Here is a 20035-nt window from a genome sequence, read left to right on the forward strand (position 1 = left end):
GCAATCAGGAGACCCGATATGAACCGCAGCAACGCTGTGAACGTTCAAACCTTCATCAACGAACATCCGTTTTCGCCGTTCCAGTGGCTGATCTTTTTCATGTGCTTCATCATCGTCCTGCTGGACGGTTTTGACACCGCCGCGATCGGCTTCATTGCGCCTTCGCTGATCTCCGAATGGGGCATCGCCCGACCGGCGCTCGCGCCGGTGCTGAGCGCCGCGTTGTTCGGCCTCGCTTGCGGCGCGCTCGGTTCGGGGCCGCTATCCGACCGGCTCGGCCGACGCTCGATGCTGCTCGGCTCCGTGCTGCTGTTCGGCGTAGCGTGCTTCGGCTCGGCGTTCTCGACCAGCATCGAGGAACTGACCGTCTTGCGCTTCATCACCGGCGTCGGCCTGGGCGCGGCGATGCCGAACGCTGTCACGATGATGGGCGAATACTGTCCGGACGGTCGTCGCGCGACCGTGATCAACCTGATGTTCTGCGGCTTTCCGCTAGGCGCGGCGTTCGGCGGCTTCCTGGCCGCGTGGATGATTCCGCATTTCGGCTGGCGCAGCGTGCTGATGCTGGGCGGCATCGCCCCGCTTCTGCTGATGATCCTGCTGCTCACCAAACTGCCCGAGTCGGTGCGCTACATGGTGGCGAACAACAAGCCGGTGGAGCGGATTCGCGCGGCGCTCGCGCGCATTTCCGGCGATGCCGTGCAAGCCGGCGTCTTCACGATGACCGAGACCGCGCCGCAAACCGGCGGCAAGGGTCTGGGCGTGGTGCTGTCGCGCTCGTACATCGTCGGCTCGGTGATGCTGTGGGTGGCCTACTTCATGGGCCTCGTGATCTTCTATGCGTCGATCAACTGGATGCCGATCCTGCTGAAGGACGCCGGTCTCACGCCCGCGCGCGCGACGCTGATTTCGGCGCTGTTCCCGCTCGGCGGCGTTGGCGCGGTGCTGTGCGGCGTGCTGATGGATCGATTCAACGCTAACCGCATCATCGCTGCGTGCTATGCGCTGACTGCGGTGAGCGTGTACTTCATCGGCCAGGCGGTCGGCAATGTGGGCGCGCTGGTGTTTATCGTGTTCGTCGCCGGGGTGTTGATGAACACCGCGCAATCGTCGATGCCCGCACTCGCCGCCGCGTTCTATCCGACGCAGGGTCGCGGCACCGGCGTCGCGTGGATGCTCGGTATCGGGCGTTTTGGCGGCATTGCCGGTTCGTTTCTGGTGGCTGAACTGACGCGCCGTCACTTCACGTTTGGCGGGATTTTCGCGATGGTCGCGGTGGCGGGATTGATTGCGTGCGTGGCGTTGCTGATCAAGCAGGCTGCACGGCCGCATGTGGCGACGGGGAATGCCGCGAAGACGGAGTCGTTCGGGCATTGAAGTGGGAAGGGGTCGGCGCTGTGCCGATGCCTTCCCGATAGCTCGTCGATCAGATGCCATCAGGCCGCCTGCCCAGGCGGCCTTTTCTTTGCGACACGGGGCCGCAGGCGTTATCGGAACGCCCCATGCAGCGCCACGCCGCGGCGCCTCCAATCCCCGAAAAAGAACGCGCACCGCCACTTCCCGGTAAACTACGCGGCTATTTACCGTTTCGGCCACCGCAGTCGTCAGTCGCTCCCGGCCGCACCGTCGCTCATCTAAATACAGGATTCGTAATGAAACGCGTAGTCGTATCCGCGCTGCTGGCGGTGTGCCTCGCGCAACCGGCCGCTCAGGCCGTGGCGCAGACAGTCAGCGATCAATGTTTTGCGCTCGGCGATATCGCCGGGCAGGTTGCGTCGTGGCGCGCGCACAAGAAGACCAAGGCGCAGGCGCTCAATCAGGCGGCCAAGTACTACCAGGACAGCGCCGACCGTCAGGCGGTCAACGCGATCATCGAGAAAATTTATGCGCCCGACGCGCCGCACATGACGCCCGATCAGGCGAGCATGGCGGTGTCGGCGGAGTGTGCCAATCAGCAAAAAGGTCAAAAGGCCGCGCAGTAATGTGCGGCCCAGGCGAGCTGCGCGCGGCGGAGAATTTTTTCTCTGCCGCCGCGCTTGCCGGCGGCTAATCAGCGCTTGCGGAACGCGTCGATCGACGTCAGCGCATTACCCTTGAAGTCGAACACGGTGTTGTTGTCCCACTGATCTCCAGCACCGACTTTCCAGCCGACGTTCGGCGTCGGAATCCACTCCGGCTCCCACCAGAACACGCCCTTGCCGTGACCATCGGGAATCGCCTTCACGATATCCGTCACCGCGCCGAGGAATTGCGCCTGGCCTGCCGGCGTCTGCGGGAAAGTCGAGGTTCCGACATTGGTCATTGCGTTGGGCTCGGAATCGCCATCGCTGGTGGTCCACGGATACGCGGTTTCCACCACCATCACGTCCTTGTCGTAGCGCGTCGCTAGATCGTTCGCATTGTTCTGCAGATCGCTCAGCGAACCCTGCCACTGCGGATAGTACGACAGGCCAATCACGTCGAACGTCACGCCTCGTTGCGTTGCCGCGTCGAACCACCAGCGGCTCTTCGCGTTGTCGCCGCCGCTGTCGATATGCAACATGACCTTGGTGCGCTCGTCGACCGACTTCACGGCGTCATGCCCCGCTTTCAGCAATTGCGCGAGGTTGTCGAGTTGATCGTACTTGCCGAGCGGCCACAACATGCCGCCGGTAATCTCATTGCCGATCTGCACCCACTCCGGACGAACGCCGTCGTGTGCCAGCATCTTCAGCACATTCGACGTGTACTCGTACAACAGCGCACAGGTTTCCACGATGTCCTTGCCGGCCCACGCATGCGGCGGATACTGCTTGCCCGGATCGGCCCACCAGTCGCTGTAGTGGAAATCGATCAGTACGCGCAGTCCGAGCGCGGCAGCACGACGCGCCAGAACACGCACATGTTCTGCATTGTTATAACCGGCTGCAGGACTCTGGTCTGCGGGAAAAAAGTTCGGATTGCCAGGATCATTCCAGACCTTGATTCGAATCGAATCGACACCGTGGTCTTTCAAAAGCCGCAGACAGTCTTGCCGTACGCCGTGCTCGTAAAATTTAGCACCGTTCGCTTCCAGTTCGAGCAGCGTCGACACGTCCGCACCCATTGCAAAGCGGCTGCCATGTAGCGGTTTCGCAGACGGCTCGCGCTCCGCCGCCGACACAGCGGCAGGCGTCCCCACCGTCGCGCCGACGCCTGCCGCCGCTGCTGTCGAAGCCAGCCATCCCAGCATTTCTCTTCGGTTCATCCGTCATCCTCCATCTATTGAATGGCAGCTCTCTCAGGGCTGCCTGGTCCGGGTTGAAGCGTCTGAATCTGAATGCCAATCTTCCAGCAACACCTTCTTACGACGTGATTCCGTTCAGGCGTCTTTCCATACGCAAACATCGCCGGTATTCAGTCCGGCTTGTCCGAGTACGAAGACGGCATTTGCGGGTACGGGCGCCTGCACCTGTTGTGCGCCAAAGTTGAACGCAAATGTCAGATCGCCGCGACGGCGGATGCGCAAACCATCGGCGAGCAATTGCGTTTCGAGGCCCGCATCGCGAGCGGCCTGCCCCAGCACCGTGCGATGCAACTCATGCGACAGCCACGCCGCCAGATATCGAACCTTGCCGTGCGTGAGAATGGCGGGCCATTCGTCGCCGAACTGCGCGACGACTCGGGTCGCGCCGTTGGCCCGGACATGCTCGCGCCAGTAGATTGCCGTGCCGTTCGCGCCGCCGACCGACAACGCAGGCGTCAGCGACGGCCGCAGCGATTCGACTTCGAGCACCTGCATCGGCAGAACGCGCTGCAGTGCGCCCGGCGGCAAGTTGCCGGGAATCGCAAAGGCTTCCGTTTTGGAGCCGCTGCGCGGGCCGAAAACCCATTGCGCGTCGCTGCGCTCGATCTGCGCAACGAGTGTGTCGTCGATCACCGCAAGGCTCGGCACAACGATCAGGCGATACCCGGAAAGATCGGCGCGGCTCGATACGATATCGACATCGAGGCCCAGTTCGCGCAGCGATTCGTAGTAGTCGAACACCAGCGTCTGATAATCGAACGTCTTGCCATGACGCTGAATCTCGAACATCCATTGCGTTTCGTAATCGAACAGAATCGCGACAGCTGCACGCACGGGCGCACCGAGTGTGGACAAAGCTGCGGAATTCGCAATCTCGCGCGCCGCCTGCTGCACTTCCAGTCCGCCCGGCGACAACTCGTTGTTCGGCAGATTAAGCCCCGAATGCATCTGCTCCTGCGCATACGGGCACTGACGCCAGCGGAAATACGACACCAGTTCCGCGCCGTGCGCGAACGCCTCGTACGCCCACAAACGCACCATGCCCTTCGCGGGAACCGGATTCCACGGCGCCCAGTTGACCGGACCCGCCTGCTGCTCCATCACCCAGAAACGGCCGCCGCCAATGGCGCGATAACGGTCGTGATCGAATGCGGAAACATCGGGATGCGCGGTGCGTGCATATCGCGCTTTCTGTTCTTCAGGCAATGCGATCGATTCAGTGCGAGCGATCGGATAGCTGTCCCAGGTCGCGACGTCGATCGCATTGTCTTTCGCGAAATCGTAATGATCGAAGGTCGTGAAAAAGCCCATGAAGTTATGCAGCAAATCCGCATTCGGCGCGTGAGCTCGCAATACATCGATCTGCTCGCGATGAAAACTCGATACCTCATCGGACATGAAGCGGCGGAAGTCGAGCAGGTGAATCGGATTCGCGTCGGTCGGCGTGAGGTTCGGCAAACCAATCGATTCGAACGACGGGTACTCCATGCTCCAGAACACATTGCCCCAGACGTCATTCAACGACGCGATGGTTTCATAGCGCTGCTTGAGCCACTTCTGGAAACGTTCGAGTGCGGCCGGCGAGTAACTCGGCACGGTTTCATGGCAACCGAGTTCATTATCGGTTTGCCATGCGACGATAGACGGATGCTGTCCGTAACGCGCGGCCATCACGTCGACGATACGCAGACATTCGCGCCTATACGTCTCGCTCGAAATGTCGTAATGACGGCGCGAGCCGAAATTCCAGCGCGTTCCGTCGGCACGTACCGGCAACACGTCCGGATGCGCGTCGATCAGCCACCTCGGCGGCGACGCGGTCGGCGTGCCGAGCACGAGCTTCAGCCCCGCGCTCGCGAGCGTTTCGACGGCTTCGTCGAGCCATTGCCATTCATATTCGCCGGCGCGCGGCTCCATGCGGCTCCACGCGAATTCAGCGATACGTACATGCGTAATGCCGAGTTCGACCATACGCTTTGCGTCGTCGGCCCACATGTCGCGCGGCCATTGTTCCGGGTAATAACACACACCAAGTTGCATGAGAGAAGTCTCGTTGTTAGTTGACGTCGAGCGGGCGCTCAGCCTTTGCTCGCACCAAAAGTCAGGCCGGCGACGAAATGCCGTTGCATCGCGAAGAACATCAGCACGGAAGGTAATGCGGCGAGAACCGAACCGGCGGCGACCAGATTCCACGCGGTCGTCCATTGCCCTTTGAGCGCGGCGACGCCTACGGTGATCGGCGCGGCGTCGTCGCCCTGCGTGAGACACAGTGCCCAGAAATAGTCGTTCCACACGAACGTGAACACCAGAATGCCAAGCGCGGCGAGGGCCGGACGGATCAGCGGCAATACGATGCGCCAGTAAACCATCCACTCGCTCGCGCCTTCCACGCGCGCCGCCTCGATCATCTCGAACGGCAACTGCTTGATGAAGTTACGCAGAAACAGCGTGCAGAAGCCGGTCTGGAACGACACGTGGAAAATCACCAGTGCCCACACGCTGTTGAAGAGTCCCACTTTCAGCGCCATGTCGCGCACGGGAATCATCAGGATCTGGATGGGCACAAAATTACCGGCGACGAATGCGAATAACACCGCTGTATTGCCGGGAAATTTGTAGGTCGCTAACGCAAAGCCCGCCATCGACGCCAGCACGATTGCGCCGATCACCGAAGGCACCGTAATCAGCACGCTATTCGTGAAGTAATGCAGCATCGGCGTTTGCGTGAGTGCGGTGCCGTAGTTTTCGATCAGCGCAAAATGCTTCGGCCAGCCCCAGTAATCGCCTTGCGACAACTCGTCGGAAGAACGGATCGACGTCACGAGAACGGCGAGCATCGGCAATAGCCAGATCAGCAGAGCAATCGGCAACGACACTTTATAAAGCGCGCGATTGAGCGGTTTCCAGCGTTCAACGGGAAGCGGATACATGACACATCACTCCTGAAAATCAGCGCTCTTCGCGCAGCATGCGGCGAAGATGGAACACGATGTAGACGAGCATGATGGCGAACAGCACGACGGCAATTGCGGCCGAATAACCTTCGCGGTAGTACTTGATCGCCTGGTCGTACATGTAATAGGCGAGCACAGTAGAACTGTCGAAAGGACCGCCGCCGCTCATCACCGCAATCAGGTCGAAACTGCGCAATGCGCCGATCACGGTCAGCACGACGGCCATGAAAGTCGCGGGGCGCAACTGCGGCAGAATCACGTGCCACAAGAGACGCAAACCTTTCGCGCCTTCCATGCGCGCCGCCTCGACGACTTCAGGATTGATACCCGTCAGCCCCGTCAGATACAGCACCATGCAGAACGGCGTTTGCGGCCAGAGTGCAGCGAAAATAATCCCGAATGTCACTGTATGGGGATCGCCAAGTACCGGAATGCCATGGCCGACGATCAATCGCAGAAGACCGAATCCAGGGTCGTAGAACCAGCTGAACACCAACCCGACCACCACGCCCGAGAGCACAAAAGGTGCGAAAAAAAGCGACTTCACGACGCGCATTCCACGGACATGCTGATTCAGATATAGCGCGAACATCAAACCAAGCGGTGGCGCCAGCAGGAATAGCGCAAGCCAGATCAGGTTGTTCTTCAACGCCGTATAAAACGTATCCGAATGAAATAGCTCAATGTAATTGCCGAGACCAATAAAGGTCTTTGGCGTCATTCCGTCCCAGTTAAAGAAACTGAGCGAGATACTGCTGATAATCGGATAAACCACGCACAGGCAAAACAATGCACAGCCCGGCAACAGAAAGAAAAACGCGGCACGGTGCTGATGACGGCGCGTCGTAGAGGCGTGACGGCGCCGGGCCGCGGGTAGGCGGCTCGCTGCGGAATGAGACATGGATCGAGCCTCGTCGGAAATCTAAGGCGAGCGCCGGCCATGCTTCGTGGCCGGCGCTTCGGGATTACTTCTGATAGATGCGCTTGCGCGTTGCTTCGAGGTGGGCGAGCACCGTGTCGAGTTGCGACGGATCGCTATAGAACTGCTGCATCGCCTTCATGCCCTCGTCGGCCATTTCCTTCTGCATGTCGCGGTCGTAGAACTGCGCAATGCCGCCCTTCGTATTCGCGAGCGTCTGAAAGCCGACCTTCGAGATTGCATCTTCAGGTTCAGCCGACTGACTGTTCGACGGCAGTTGACCCCAGCCCTTCGCGAGTTCCGCGTTGATCTTCGGCTGTTCCATGAAGGCCAGCAACTTGCGCGCGTCGGCCTTGTTCTTTGCCTTCGCCGGAACCAGCAGCACGTTGACAGGGCCGTCTTCGGCCATCGGCACGTTCGCGTCGATTACCGGGAATCGGAAGAAGCCGGTTTGCGCCTTGATCGACGGTGGAATGCTTGCCGAGAAGAACGTGCCCATCAGCATCATCGACGCCTTGCCGTTCACGAGGAACGGTGCGATCGAATCGAGATCGTACGACAGCGCGTTGTCGATAAAGTAGTGATCGTCGATCAACGTCTTCCACGTGGTGTAGACCTTCTTCACGCGCGGATCGGTGTACGGAATTTCACCGGCCATCAATTGCTGATGGAACGCATTGCCGTTAATACGCAGGTTCAGATAGTCGAACCACGCGGCGAGCGTCCAGCTATCGCGCGCGGCCACGGCAATCGGTGCAACACCGATTGCCTTCAGCTTTTTGTTCGCTTCGAGAAACTCATCCCACGTTTTCGGCTCGCTCTTGATGCCGGCCTTCTCGAACAGATCCTTGCGATAGAAGAAGCCATACGCGTCGTAGCCGAGCGGCGCCGCGTACTGTTTGCCCTTATACGTCGATGCTTCCTTCACCGACGCATACTGTTGCGACCAGCCGTTCTTGCTCCAGTCCGGCGACAGATCTTCGAGCAGGCCGCGCTGCGCGTAATACGCCATGCGTTCGCCGTCGTGCCACGACACCACATCAGGCGGATCGGTGGCGAGCCAGCCGCCCATCTGCACCTTGTACGCTTCCTCGGTGATGTACGTCACTTTCAGATCGATGTCGGGATTGGCTTTCTTGAACTGGTCGAACGCGTCCTGCCATGTCGAGCGCTGATTACCGCGCGCCGATACGTTGACGGTGAGCGTGGCGGCGTCGGCATCGGCCGACACGCTGGCGAAGGTGCCGGCGACCAGTGCGGCGGCAACCGACAACTGGGCAAAACGGCGAAGGCGAAGAGCAATCATCTTGTGTCTCCTTGACTACCTTGTTGACTGACAGCGAGCGTTTGCGCACGGCTGCCAGCGAAGTAACCCGCTCTGTGGCGGAATTCAACCTGCTGAACCCGTCGATGCAAAGTTCAGCACCCTACCCGACCGTTCACGCGGCCACGCGTTCAGGCTCGAACGCACTGCGCCGCAGAGCGATCCCGTCCGCGTCGAACAGATGACACGCGGAAGGCGGAACGTGAATGCGAATGCGCTCACCCGATCCGATAGGCGTATCGCCGATGGCCTTGGCGATCAGCGTGCCGGTGGCATGATCCGCGTGAATGTAGCTGTGCTCGCCGAGTCGCTCGGACAACACCGTCGCGCACTGAACAAACTGTTCGTCGCCGTCGAGCCGCAAGTGCTCCGGCCGCACGCCGAGCGTAACTTTCTGGCCGCGTTGAAGACGCTGGCCGTCGACGTTGGCAACCAGTTTCTCGCCGCTTTGCGGCAACGTCACGGTGACGCTGCCGGTTGCAATCGAATCAACCGTTGCGTCGATGAAATTCATCCGCGGCGAGCCGATAAAACCCGCCACGAAGCGCGACTTCGGGTGGTGATACAACTCGAGCGGCGCACCGGTCTGCGCGATGCTGCCGTAACGCTCAGCATCGGCGCCTGCATGCAGCAACACGATGCGGTCGGCGAGCGTCATTGCTTCGACCTGATCGTGTGTCACGTAGACCACGCTCGCATCCGCAAAACGCTGGTGCAGGCGCGCGATTTCGACGCGGGTCTGGCCACGCAGCGCAGCGTCGAGATTCGACAACGGTTCGTCGAACAGGAACACGCCCGGCTCGCGCACAATCGCGCGGCCAATCGCAACACGTTGCCGCTGACCGCCTGACAATGCTTTCGGATAGCGATCCAGCAAGCTGTCCAGTTGCAGGATGCGTGCAGCTTCGCGCACCTTGCGATCGATCACGTCCTTCGGCTGCTTCGCGAGCTTCAGGCCAAACGCCATGTTGTCGAACACGGTCATATGCGGGAACAGCGCGTAGCTCTGGAACACCATTGCCACGCCGCGCTGTGCCGAAGGCACATCGTTCACCAGCTTTCCGCCGATATGCAGTTCGCCTTCGCTCAGGTCTTCCAGACCGGCGATCATCCGTAACAGGGTCGACTTGCCGCAACCCGACGGGCCGAGAAATACACAGAACTCGTGCTGCGCGATCTCGAGATTGACGCGCCGGATCACCGGCGGATGATCGCCGTATGACTTCTGCACGTCCGTCAAACGAATTGTCGCCATGCTGCCTCCGTAGGATTTAACCGCTTAAATTTTACAAAAAAATAAGCAGCCAGGCCTTGTGCGGTCGGCATTTAATCGCTTAAATTCGAGTTTGAGGGAAAAAGTCATGGCGGGTGTCTCCTGGATGTTTTTCAGAAACTTATCAACGTCGGCGCACGCTTGCAACATTTGAATCACTTTCCCTAAATATGGGATAACTCGAAAATGGTCACGCTGTCTGAAGTCGCGAAACGCGCGCACGTCACTGCCGCCACCGTCTCGAACGTGCTGCGCAATCGCGAGAAAGTGCGCCCGGAAACGGCCGAGCGCGTGCTGAAAGCAATCGACGAATTGGGTTACCGGCCCAATCTGAATGCACGCGCATTGGCCGAGGGTCGCTCGTCGACGCTTGCGTTGATGTTGTCGAATATCTCGAACCCGTTCTATCCGGAATTCGTGCTAGCCGCTGAACGCGCCGCGCGTAAAACGGGCCATTTCCTGATGGTCTGCAATACCGACGACGACGCCGAGATCGGCCGCGCGTATCTGAACCAGATCGCGGGTACGCTGGCCGACGGCGTGCTGGTGATGAACACGGACATCGCGATCAACGATCTCTGCGCGTCGGCCACGCATAGCGCGCCGATTTTGCTGGCGATGTGGGAACACCCCGAATCGCCTCCGGCTCTGCCCTGCGTTGCCGTGGATTTCGCGTTGGCGGGCGAACTGGCCGCGCGGCATCTACTCGAACTCGGTCACCGTGAAATCGGCCTGTTGATCGGCGACGGTTGCGGCGGTTTGCAGGATGCGCGTTCAAACGGCTTTCGCGCGGCCATGCGCGCCGCCGGCATCGAAGCGGATGCCGCCGCGGTGCTGCAAATCCGCGACTCGATCGATGCGGGCTACGCCGCGTGCATGCAACTGATGGCGAACCGGCCGCACCTGAGCGCGATTTTCGCGACCAACGACCTGCTCGCGATCGGCGCCGTGCAGGCATTGATCACGCTGGGCCGCAGAGTACCGGACGACGTGTCGGTGATTGGCATTACCGATATTCAACTCGCGCATCAGGTTCACCCGGCGTTGACGACCGTCGCGATCCAGACAGCGGCAATCGCGGAGTTGTCGATTGACTGCCTGATCCGGTTGATCCAGACACCTGAGCAATCGCCGTCGATGGTGATCGGTCCACCGCCGGAACTGGTGGTCCGGGCATCAACGGGGCCCTGCAGGAAGGGTTATTTGTGATCGGCGCACGCCGCAGCAGCACACCGATCGAACACTATTGCCTGCGCAATTGTGCCTCGTGCGCTTTCACGAAATCAGCCATGCTGTTGAAGCGAAAGTCGATCTTCGGCTGCGAGCCGGGGTCCATCGTCGCACCGAAACCCTCTTTCGCGTGCCGTCGATAAATCCAGCACGAAGCCAGTCCGAATTCGTTCGCGGGCTTGTGATCGTGAAACAGGCTCTCGGCGGTGTGAAGAATCTTGTCCTCATGAAGGCCGCGTTCCGCCAGCTTCTCCAGCATGTATTCGAAATTGCGCGGTGACGGCTTGTAGGAACCGACATCTTCCGCCGTGATGATCGCGTCGAATTCAACCTGCAATTTTTCGTTGCTAAACGCAAAGCTCTCGTTATCGACATTCGACAGAATGACGAGCTTGTAATGCTGCTTCAGATAACGCAGCGCGTCCGCTGAATCGTCGAATGCGGGCCAGTTGCGAATGGACTGGCCGTATGCAACGCATTCGGCCAGTGTGTACGGCGTCTGCCATTCTTCAGCAAGACGCTTGTACACGACAGGCAGCAACTCCTGATAACGCCGGTGCGGCGTGTACTTCTGTTGCGACGACTCGTGCCGCGCATGCGCCTCAAGTACCTGGTCGCGCGTGAGCGGCGATTCGACACGCTCGAGAAGCGGCCGCAATCCTTCGAAGATACCGGTCTCCCAGTCGATCAAGGTGCCGTAGCAATCAAAGGTAAGCGTGTCGAAGTCAGTCAGTTGCATGCCTGTTTCTCGCGGTTGTTCAACCCATTCGATCCATCGCCATCTTCGTCACGATGTCGAAAGCCTTCTGTGTCGCGCCGACGTCGGCCTTCCCCTGCCCATGTATGTCGAATGCGGTGCCATGCGCCGGTGTCGCGATCGGCACAGGCAAGCCACCATGTACCGTGACGCCGCGCCAGAAACCCATCAGCTTCATCGCGATCTGGCCTTGATCGTGATACATCGTCACCACGCCGTCAAATGCCTTCTGGTCGCGAGCGCGAACGAAGATCGTGTCGGCGGGAAACGGTCCTTGTGCATCGTAGCCGAGTTCGCGCGCAGCTTCGACGGCAGGCGCAATCACGTCGATTTCCTCACGTCCGAAAGCGCCGTTGTCGCCATTGTGCGGATTAAGCCCACACACTGCGATACGGGGAGCCGCATTGCCCGCGCGTTTCAGGCCGTCGTGAATCAGCCGCACTGCACCGACTATCCGCTCTACCGACAATTTCTCGCTGACATCCTTGAGCGCCATATGCGACGTGACGCGCGAGGTCCACAACTCATCAAGCACGTTGAATTCGCAGAAGCTGCCCGAGTAGTCGAGTTGCCGCGCGAACCATTCCATTTCGTCGCCGGTTTCCATGCCGGCCATATGCAGCGAGGTCTTGTTGACCGGCGCGAACAGCATCCCTTGCGTGACGTTCTTCTGCGTCAGCGCGAGTGCTTTTCTGAATGCGTCGAGACTGTAACGTCCGCCGCGTTCGGTCGATGTCGCGCGTTCGAAAGGCTCGTCGTCGGTCAGACGAAAATCGATTAGCGAGGGTACGCCTGTTTGCTGAAATGCTGCTTCGGCGTTATTTACTACCTGATATTCGAAGCGTTGATCCGCGATCTTCATGCCGGTTTCAAGCTCACGCCGGTCGCCGATGATAAGAAGCTCGGCGCGCGCCCGGTTCGCCGGTTTCGACAACAAACGTGCGATCAGTTCCGGGCCGATGCCGGCGGGATCGCCGAGAAGAACTGCAATACGTGGATTCATATTGATGATCCTGTTCGTGTAGCGCAACGTCTTATTCGACGATGTTGAAATCGGCGAGATGCTTGTCGCTCAATGTAATGCCGAGGCCCGGCGTGTCGTCCGACAATTGCAGGAAACCTTTCTCGGGACGCGGCTCGCCGTCGAAGATGTAGTAGAACAATTCGTTGCCGACTTCCACATCGAACACCGGGAAGAACTCCGACATCGGGCTCGCAGTACTCGCCATGGTCAGATGATAGTTATGCATCTGACCCGCGTGCGGGATCACCGGCACCGACCAGGCTTCGGCCATCGCATTGATCTTGCGCGCGGCCGTAATGCCGCCGACGCGGTTCGTGTCGTACTGGATCACGTCGATCGCGCGACGCTCGAGCAGATCCTTGAAACCGTAACTCGTGAATTCATGCTCGCCGCCGGAGATCGGCATGATGTTCAGCTTCTTCAGTTCCTGGTAGCCTTCCACGTCGTCGCCAATCACCGGCTCTTCGATCCAGCGCGGGTTGAATTCGGCGAGGCGGGGCAGCATGCGTCGCGCGTATTCGAGCGTCCAGCCCATATAGCATTCGAGCATGATGTCGACTTCGTCGCCGACCAGTTCGCGCAACAGGCGTACCTGTTCGATGTTTTTTGCCATTCCCTTCGGGCCGTCTTTCGGACCGTAGCCGAAGCGCATTTTCATCGCGGTGAAACCGTCTTCCAGATAACCCTGAGCCTCGCCGAGAAATGCATCGCGGTCGTCGTTGTTATAGAGCTTCGACGCATAGCACCAGATCTTCTCTTTGGTGCGGCCGCCCAGCAGTTTGAACACCGGCTTCTTCACGGCCTTGCCCATGATGTCCCACAGCGCGATATCCACGGCCGAAATCGCCGCCATGCCGATTCCTTTACGTCCCCACGCAAGCGTGCGCCGATACATCTTCTGCCAGATGTACTCGTTATCGAACGGGTCTTCACCAATTGCAATCGGCGCGAGGTACTCGTCGATGATCTGCTTGGCGATGCGCGGCGCAAGCGCGCAATTACCAATGCCAACCGTGCCGTCGTCACATTCGATTTCCACCACCAGCCAGCCGTGGAAACGGAACGACCCCATCGCATCGCCGCGCTCGTAAAGAATATCTACCGCATTTGTGCAGAAATGCGCTTGCGGTGGCACGACCTTACCCTTCCATTCAAAGACGCGCGTGCGGATATGCTTGATTTTCATATCGTTGATTCCTCGAAAAAATTTAGTGACCCGGGCGTTCGCCGAGCGGTACAGGGCGATGGGAAATGGCTGCGGATGAATCTGGCGTCATCCGGAAAGTAAGCAGGAGTAAGGCGCCAATCAGGCCGACTGCCGAGAGCGACAGCATGCCGGCCTGGGTGGAACCGGCAAGGTGTTCGGCCAGCCCCTTCAGATTGGGTGCGACGAAACCACCGAGATTGCCGATCGAGTTGATCAGCGCGATACCGCCTGCGGCCGCCGCGCCGCCGAGATAACCGGTCGGCAGCGTCCAGAAGAGCGGCTGTACGGCGACAAAGCCGATTCCGGCGACGCAGAATGCCGCAATCGCGAGCGTGACCGACGACGTGAGCGCACTTGCACCGATACCCACCGCCGCGAGTGCGAGCATGGCCGCGGCCCATGTCCGGTGATGACCGTAGCGGTCGGCCGTGCGAGTGACCACGAACGTGCCGACGATTGCCACGATCCACGGAATAGCGGTCAGCAAGCCGACTTTTGTGCCGACATGTCCGCCCGTGAGTCCTGCAATGCGAGTCGGCAGATAAAACACCACGCCGTACACGCTCATCTGAACCGCGAAATAGATCAGGCCGCAGAACAGCACACGTGAGTCGCGCAATGCGCCGATAACTGAAGCCGGACCATGCGCCAACTTATGTTCGTCTTCCTTCTGCAATGCGCCATCGAGCGCCTGACGTTGCGCTTCATCGAGCCACGATGCTTTCGACGGACGGTCCGTCAGATAGAAGTACGCGATGACGCCAACCACCGACGCCGCGAGACCTTCGACAACAAACAACCACTGCCACGGATGCATACCGAATGGGTTACCCGTATCGAGCAGAATGCCCGACACCGGGCTGCCAAGCAGCATGGCAAGTGGGAAGCCGAAATAGAACATGCCCAGGGCCTGCGAGCGGATCTTCGACGGAAACCAGTTCGACAGAAAGAGAATGATGCCGGGGAAGAAGCCCGCTTCGGCAATGCCGAGTAGCGTGCGCAGAATGTAGAAGCTCGATGCGTCGTGAACCAGCGCGGTACACGCGGAAACAATGCCCCACGTGACCATGATCCGGCTCATCCACACACGTGCGCCAAATCGGTACATGAGAAGATTGCTCGGCACTTCAAATACCGCGTAACCCACAAAGAAGATGCCGGCGCCGAATGCGAAAGCCGCGTCGCTCAAACCGGTATCGGCCTGAAGCACGTTCTTCGCGAAGCCCACATTGGCGCGATCGATGAAAGCCAGCAAGTACATCAGGATCAGAAACGGCAGCAGTCTCGTGCGCGCTTTGGCAATCGCGCTGTCGAGCGCCGGACCGGCAATCGTCGTCATACATTTGTCTCCTGGATTTTTTTAATCGGCCCGCGTCTCGGTGTTATCCGCGAGTCGTTCCATAGGCGTTAGTGTGAGAGACTATCCAATAACTGACCACTGAATAAATCGAATCAGCTGATTCACTGGAGTTATCGCTCACATGATCGCGCCCGCCTCCACCATACGCAAACGTCTGCGTCTTCGCCATCTGCAATTGATGGTCGCGTTGTCGGAAACCGAATCGTTGCGCCGGGCCGCCGACGAAATGGCGATGACCCAGCCTGCGGCTACAAAAGCCTTACAGGAACTGGAGGACACGATCGGCGTATCGCTATTCGTGCGGCACGCGCGCGGCATGGAACCGACCATCTTCGGCGAAGCGGTCATGCGCTATGCACGCGTGGTGTTCGAAGATCTCGACGAATTGCGCGAGGAACTGGCCGGCATCGAAGCCGGTGATATCGGCAAGGTACGGATTGGCGCGGTGATGGCGCCATCACCGGAATTGCTGACGCAGACCATCGTCAAATTGAAGGAGGCGCATCCTCGTTTGCAGATGTCCGTCACGATCGACACCAGCGACGTGCTCGTGCAATCGTTGCAGCAGGACCAGCTGGATATCGTGATCGGCCGCATCCCGGATAGCTTTCCTGCGCTCGATCTCAGTTTCGAAACCCTGGCTGAAGAGGCATTGTCGATCGTGGTACGCCCCGACCATCCGATGGCACACGCTGCGGTGCGCCCCAAACTCGCCGAACTCGCACGCTACCCGTGGATCATTCAGCCGCATCCGAGCCCGATGCGGCAAGTGATCGATCAGACCTTCCGCGAGTCGCGTGTCGCGCCGCCCGTCAGCACGGTCGAAACGTCGTCGATCCTCACCACGTTGTCGCTACTGCGCGACTCGGACATGCTCGCGGTATTGCCGAGTTCGGTCGCGCAGTATTACGTCGAGTTGAACGCGATTGCAGCGGTCGCCACGCCGCTGCGCGGGCGGCTTGCACCCTACGGGCTGATTCTGCGCAAGAACCGCCGTATCACGCCTGCCACGCAACTGGTCATCGACTCGATACGCGCGGCGTGAGGCCCGCTTCGGTGGCCGGAGTGATGATCGAATCAAGCGGAATATCCGGCCGCATGAAGAACGTCGCGACGATACCCACCGCCAGCAAACCGAGCGAGCCGGCAAACGGGAGCGTCCAGCTACCCGTGTGATCGACGACGAGACCGAACACAATCGGCGTAAAAATCCCCGCGACTGCCGAGCCTGCATTGACCAGGCCGCTTGCTACGCCAACGTGCATCGGCGTGATGTCCATCGGCACGGCCCAGATCGGCCCGATCGTCATTTCGAGGAAGAAGAACGACAGGCTCATGCACGCCGCCATCACCGGCAACGATTTCACCACCATCACCGGTGCGAGGAAGATCAATGCGCCGAGAAAGGCCGTGATGATCACGTTGCGCCGCGCGGCGACCACATTGTGCGTGCGCTTCAGCACACGGTCACTGATTACTCCGCCCGCTGTATTGCCAATCACGCCGGATAGAAACACACCGGCCGAGAACATCGCCGAGCTTTTCAGATCGAGACCGCGACCGTGCATGAAGAACGTGGGCAACCAGGTGAAGAACAACCAGCCGGTCCAGCCGTAGCAGAAGTACACGAGCATGGTCGGGCCAATGCGTTTGAGCAAACGCAGCCACGGCGTCGGCTCACGCGTTTTTTCGACGACCACCTTGGCCGCAGGCGGCAATTCCAGTTCCTCCTGCGCCGTCATATGACGATGCTTGCGCGGGTTGTCGGTGAAATACCACGCGTAGACCACGACCCACACAAACGTCAATGCCCCGACTGCGAGAAACGATGCACGCCATGACGAATACGCGACGAGCAACGCCACGAACGGTGGCGTAATTGCGTTGCCAAGGCGCGAGAATGAATGCGTCAGCCCTTGTACGAAGCCGCGTTTGCTGGACGGAAACCAGTTGGTCAGCGCTCTGGCCTGGGCTGGCAACGCCGCGCCTTCGCCGACACCGAGCAGCATGCGCGCGCAGAACAGCGACACGATGCCGCCCGCCAGACCGGTGGCGACCGTTGCGACGATCCAGATGCTCGCGCAGGTAATCAACGTTACCTTTGCACCGAAACGGTCGCTAACCCATCCGCCGATAACCTGACAGATTGTGTAGGTGTACGCGAATGCCGCGAAAACGAGGCCGACGTGTGTATTGCTGAGATGCAGATCGTCGCGGATCAAACCCGCAGCCGCCGACAGATTGACGCGGTCGAGATACATGATGAACGACATCGCGCACATGATCGCGAGAATCGCCCTGCTGACCTTGGGTCGATGGAACATTGTCTCCTCCGGTTTTGCCTCGGCACTCACGTCAGAACGCGAGGCTCGGGCTTACCTGATTCCTTTAGCCGCGCTGTATGCAGAGATTGCAGACGCGGCGCTCAGTTTTTTACCGGACCATTATCTGAACCTCAGCGATAATTGACCAATGAATTCTTTCGATACTGCGATTACCCGGGGTTATCGCTAAGGGGGCGTCTGCGACGACTGACGAGAAATCCCTGATTCCGCGCAACGACGCGTCCAGGCTATATCATTAGCCACAATGACCGAACAGGACGCGCGGCACGTCATCGACAGTGCACGGGCCTCTTCCATCGGGACCGGATAAGAAACATTTGACTATGGGGCACATGGCGCAATATCTGAATGCTGCAACCTTCCTCGACCTCGCACGCGCCGCGCAACTGCGCGCGCCCGAGCCCTGTTCGTGTACCCGAACACCACTGGACGGCTGGCAATCGCAGCCGTTGTCGCTCGACGAAACTCAACTCGAGGAAATTGGCACGTTATTGCCGGAAGACAATCCTGAGCCGACATACAGCGAGTACTTGCCGGACAAAACGACTTATTGGGCAGAGAACGCCCCTATAGCGCCGCGGTACTTTCCGTATAACCGCTGCGGCGTCTGGCAATGCACGACTTGCCGACGTCTTTATCTGCGCTATGTCGAAGGCGGTGGGTACTTTGTCGATCGCCGGATTCGCGCGGTCAAGGCGGAGTTGATTGAAGATGTGCCTTTGTCAGAGTGACGCATGTGTTTATTGACCGATTGCCGGAAATGTCATTCCGGCAATCGATCGTTGATGTATTCAAAGCACTCGATTCACTCAATCAAGCCGCTCGGAAAAGCGGTGCACCCCACGGGGCACCGATCGTGCCGCCATCGACAACAATCTCCGCAGCGGTAATTCCTGAAGCGTCACCCGAAGCAAGAAACAGCACCGCTGCCGCCACTTCTTCCGGCGCGGCAAGACGTTGCATTGGAACACGTGGCGCCAGAGCCTGCTCTGTTCCATCAAGGGTGGCACCTTCTCTTGCACCACGCGTCCAGATCGGCGTACGCGTGCCGCCAGGAATCACTGTATTCACGCGAATACCGCGCTGCACGAGTTCGGAGGCAAACACCTTCGCCATGCCCGTAATTCCCGCCTTCGTGGCGGAATAGGCAGCCGAGCCTGGCGCGCCGAGTTCGCGCATCACGGAGCCGTTCAGAACGATTGCTCCGCCCGCGCTCATCAACGGAAGCGCGGCCTGGACCGTCAGAAACACGGCCGTCAGATTGGTGCGGAGAATTGCCTCGAATGCCGCCGCCGACGTGCCGCCGAGCGGCGTCGGCCCAGAAATGCCCGCGTTGGCGAACACGATGTCGAGCGAACCGAACTCGCTCCTGATTCGTTCGAACAGCGAGTTGATTTGCGCCTCGTCATCGAGATTGGCCTGCACGCCTAGCGCGTTTTCACCTAGCTCAGCCACCGCCTGGTCCAGCTTGGCGCCGTCACGGCCGGTGACCACCACTCGCGCGCCTTCGGCAATCAACAGCTTCGCCGTGACGAAACCGATTCCGCTATTCCCGCCCGTAACCAACGCTGTCTTTCCTGTGAAACGCATCATCTTTCTCCTTCGTTGCAGCGCCCGCGCAGTCGCTAATGGTGCCGCGAGCGGAATGCATGAAACGGTTAAGCGGCACCGCGCCGCTAGAGATGGGTAAAAAATGCCATCCACATCGTCATTCTGCATGTTGATCGTCATGCACATTTTTAGTATTATGATCATCATGCAGAATGTCAAGAGACGGTGAACGGGAAATGGGCTATTCACAGGCACAAAAAGCGGAAAGCAGGCAGCGCGTTCTGGAAACGGCGGCACGGCAAATTCGCGAGAATGGGATCGAAGCGTTGGGTGTAGCGGACTGCATGCGCAGCGCAGGGCTCACGCATGGCGCGTTCTACGGGCACTTCGATTCGCGTGACGCGCTGATTGTCGAGGCGCTCGAATATGCAGTCGCGCAAAGCAGGAAACGTATCGCAGCGCTCGGTAGCACGGGCGGCCTTAAGGCAAAGGAACCATTGCGGGCCATCGCCGAATCGTTTCTCAGCGAACGTCATATCAAGAATCCCGGCACAGGCTGCGCTTTGTGCGCACTGGCCGGAGAAGCACGGCATGCGTCGCCGGAAGTGCGGGAGCGGCTGACCGCCTATGTGCATTCACTGGCGTCGCAAATAGCGCAACTCCTGGCAGGCCATAGCGAAAGTGCAGCGTTGGGCATTGTCGCGACAATCGTCGGTGCGGTAACGCTGGCGCGCGCCGTGGACGACAAGGAACTCGCCAGGTCGATTCTTTCTGCGTCACTGGATCTGATCGTGGCCCAGGGCGGCACCGCGCCATAAGCCAGGGA

At 59.6% G+C, this 20035-nt stretch carries 18 protein-coding genes; 6 read left to right on the plus strand and 12 right to left on the minus strand.

What is annotated here, in order from left to right; genetic code table 11:
- The first annotated feature begins 18 nt into the window (after positions 1 to 18).
- Both ABH945_RS26590 and ABH945_RS26595 read left to right on the plus strand, forming a co-directional pair.
- On the plus strand, positions 19 to 1377 hold the full coding sequence (locus ABH945_RS26590; protein ID WP_074767418.1) for an MFS transporter: 1359 nt from the start codon (positions 19 to 21) through the stop codon (positions 1375 to 1377).
- 275 nt (positions 1378 to 1652) lie between these two features.
- The gene (locus tag ABH945_RS26595) at positions 1653 to 1982 is read left to right on the plus strand and encodes a hypothetical protein (RefSeq protein ID WP_074767412.1); all 330 of its coding nucleotides are present in this window, start codon (positions 1653 to 1655) and stop codon (positions 1980 to 1982) included.
- Positions 1983 to 2050: 68 nt separating this feature from the next.
- On the opposite strand, the gene ABH945_RS26600 is transcribed toward ABH945_RS26595, so the two are convergent.
- From ABH945_RS26600 to ABH945_RS26625, 6 genes are all read right to left on the minus strand, one after another.
- Positions 2051 to 3226, minus strand: coding sequence for a glycoside hydrolase family 53 protein (locus tag ABH945_RS26600; protein ID WP_429252508.1), 1176 nt, complete (start codon positions 3224 to 3226; stop codon positions 2051 to 2053).
- Positions 3227 to 3340: 114 nt separating this feature from the next.
- The gene (locus ABH945_RS26605) at positions 3341 to 5305 is read right to left on the minus strand and encodes a beta-galactosidase (RefSeq protein WP_429252509.1); all 1965 of its coding nucleotides are present in this window, start codon (positions 5303 to 5305) and stop codon (positions 3341 to 3343) included.
- A gap of 38 nt (positions 5306 to 5343) precedes the next feature.
- Positions 5344 to 6195: a carbohydrate ABC transporter permease gene (locus ABH945_RS26610; protein ID WP_429252510.1), complete on the minus strand. Its 852-nt coding sequence runs from the start codon at positions 6193 to 6195 to the stop codon at positions 5344 to 5346.
- A 19-nt stretch (positions 6196 to 6214) separates the two neighbouring features.
- The gene (locus ABH945_RS26615; RefSeq protein WP_074767400.1) at positions 6215 to 7120 is read right to left on the minus strand and encodes a carbohydrate ABC transporter permease; all 906 of its coding nucleotides are present in this window, start codon (positions 7118 to 7120) and stop codon (positions 6215 to 6217) included.
- Positions 7121 to 7184: 64 nt separating this feature from the next.
- A complete protein-coding gene (locus tag ABH945_RS26620) occupies positions 7185 to 8444 on the minus strand; it encodes an ABC transporter substrate-binding protein (protein WP_074767397.1) in 1260 nt (419 codons plus the stop codon).
- A 133-nt stretch (positions 8445 to 8577) separates the two neighbouring features.
- Entirely contained in the window at positions 8578 to 9717 is a 1140-nt protein-coding gene (locus ABH945_RS26625; RefSeq protein ID WP_429252511.1) for an ABC transporter ATP-binding protein, read from the minus strand.
- A 204-nt stretch (positions 9718 to 9921) separates the two neighbouring features.
- Here ABH945_RS26625 and ABH945_RS26630 point away from each other — a divergent pair, with 204 nt between their 5' ends.
- Positions 9922 to 10944 (plus strand): LacI family DNA-binding transcriptional regulator, encoded by a 1023-nt coding sequence (locus ABH945_RS26630; protein ID WP_074767391.1) that lies wholly within the window; start codon positions 9922 to 9924, stop codon positions 10942 to 10944.
- Between the two features lie 34 nt (positions 10945 to 10978).
- On the opposite strand, the gene ABH945_RS26635 is transcribed toward ABH945_RS26630, so the two are convergent.
- From ABH945_RS26635 to ABH945_RS26650, 4 genes are read right to left on the minus strand one after another with little or no spacing between them, the layout of a single operon-like run.
- Positions 10979 to 11704, minus strand: a complete 726-nt coding sequence (locus tag ABH945_RS26635) for a haloacid dehalogenase type II (protein ID WP_429252512.1) — start codon at positions 11702 to 11704, stop codon at positions 10979 to 10981.
- A gap of 19 nt (positions 11705 to 11723) precedes the next feature.
- Positions 11724 to 12725, minus strand: coding sequence for a 4-hydroxythreonine-4-phosphate dehydrogenase PdxA (locus ABH945_RS26640; protein ID WP_429252513.1), 1002 nt, complete (start codon positions 12723 to 12725; stop codon positions 11724 to 11726).
- Positions 12726 to 12756: 31 nt separating this feature from the next.
- Positions 12757 to 13932 carry an L-rhamnonate dehydratase gene (locus tag ABH945_RS26645; protein ID WP_074767385.1) on the minus strand — a complete coding sequence of 392 codons (1176 nt, stop codon included), beginning with the start codon at positions 13930 to 13932 and terminating at the stop codon, positions 12757 to 12759.
- A 22-nt stretch (positions 13933 to 13954) separates the two neighbouring features.
- On the minus strand, positions 13955 to 15292 hold the full coding sequence (locus ABH945_RS26650; protein ID WP_429252514.1) for an MFS transporter: 1338 nt from the start codon (positions 15290 to 15292) through the stop codon (positions 13955 to 13957).
- Between the two features lie 142 nt (positions 15293 to 15434).
- Here ABH945_RS26650 and ABH945_RS26655 point away from each other — a divergent pair, with 142 nt between their 5' ends.
- Entirely contained in the window at positions 15435 to 16358 is a 924-nt protein-coding gene (locus tag ABH945_RS26655; protein ID WP_074767379.1) for a LysR family transcriptional regulator, read from the plus strand.
- Here ABH945_RS26655 and ABH945_RS26660 read toward each other — a convergent pair.
- Positions 16333 to 17637, minus strand: a complete 1305-nt coding sequence (locus tag ABH945_RS26660) for an MFS transporter (protein WP_429252515.1) — start codon at positions 17635 to 17637, stop codon at positions 16333 to 16335. The genes ABH945_RS26655 and ABH945_RS26660 overlap by 26 nt on opposite strands.
- A gap of 353 nt (positions 17638 to 17990) precedes the next feature.
- Between ABH945_RS26660 and ABH945_RS26665 the strand changes: the two genes are divergently transcribed.
- Positions 17991 to 18389, plus strand: a complete 399-nt coding sequence (locus ABH945_RS26665) for a hypothetical protein (protein ID WP_074767373.1) — start codon at positions 17991 to 17993, stop codon at positions 18387 to 18389.
- Between the two features lie 82 nt (positions 18390 to 18471).
- Here ABH945_RS26665 and ABH945_RS26670 read toward each other — a convergent pair whose 3' ends face one another.
- Complete coding sequence (locus ABH945_RS26670) at positions 18472 to 19248, minus strand: SDR family NAD(P)-dependent oxidoreductase (RefSeq protein WP_429252621.1); 777 nt, start codon at positions 19246 to 19248, stop codon at positions 18472 to 18474.
- A 197-nt stretch (positions 19249 to 19445) separates the two neighbouring features.
- Between ABH945_RS26670 and ABH945_RS26675 the strand changes: the two genes are divergently transcribed.
- A complete protein-coding gene (locus tag ABH945_RS26675; RefSeq protein WP_429252516.1) occupies positions 19446 to 20027 on the plus strand; it encodes a TetR/AcrR family transcriptional regulator in 582 nt (193 codons plus the stop codon).
- Positions 20028 to 20035 lie beyond the last annotated feature (8 nt).

The organism is Paraburkholderia sp. GAS333, assembly GCF_050435665.1.
Classification (GTDB): Bacteria; Pseudomonadota; Gammaproteobacteria; order Burkholderiales; family Burkholderiaceae; genus Paraburkholderia; species Paraburkholderia fungorum_A.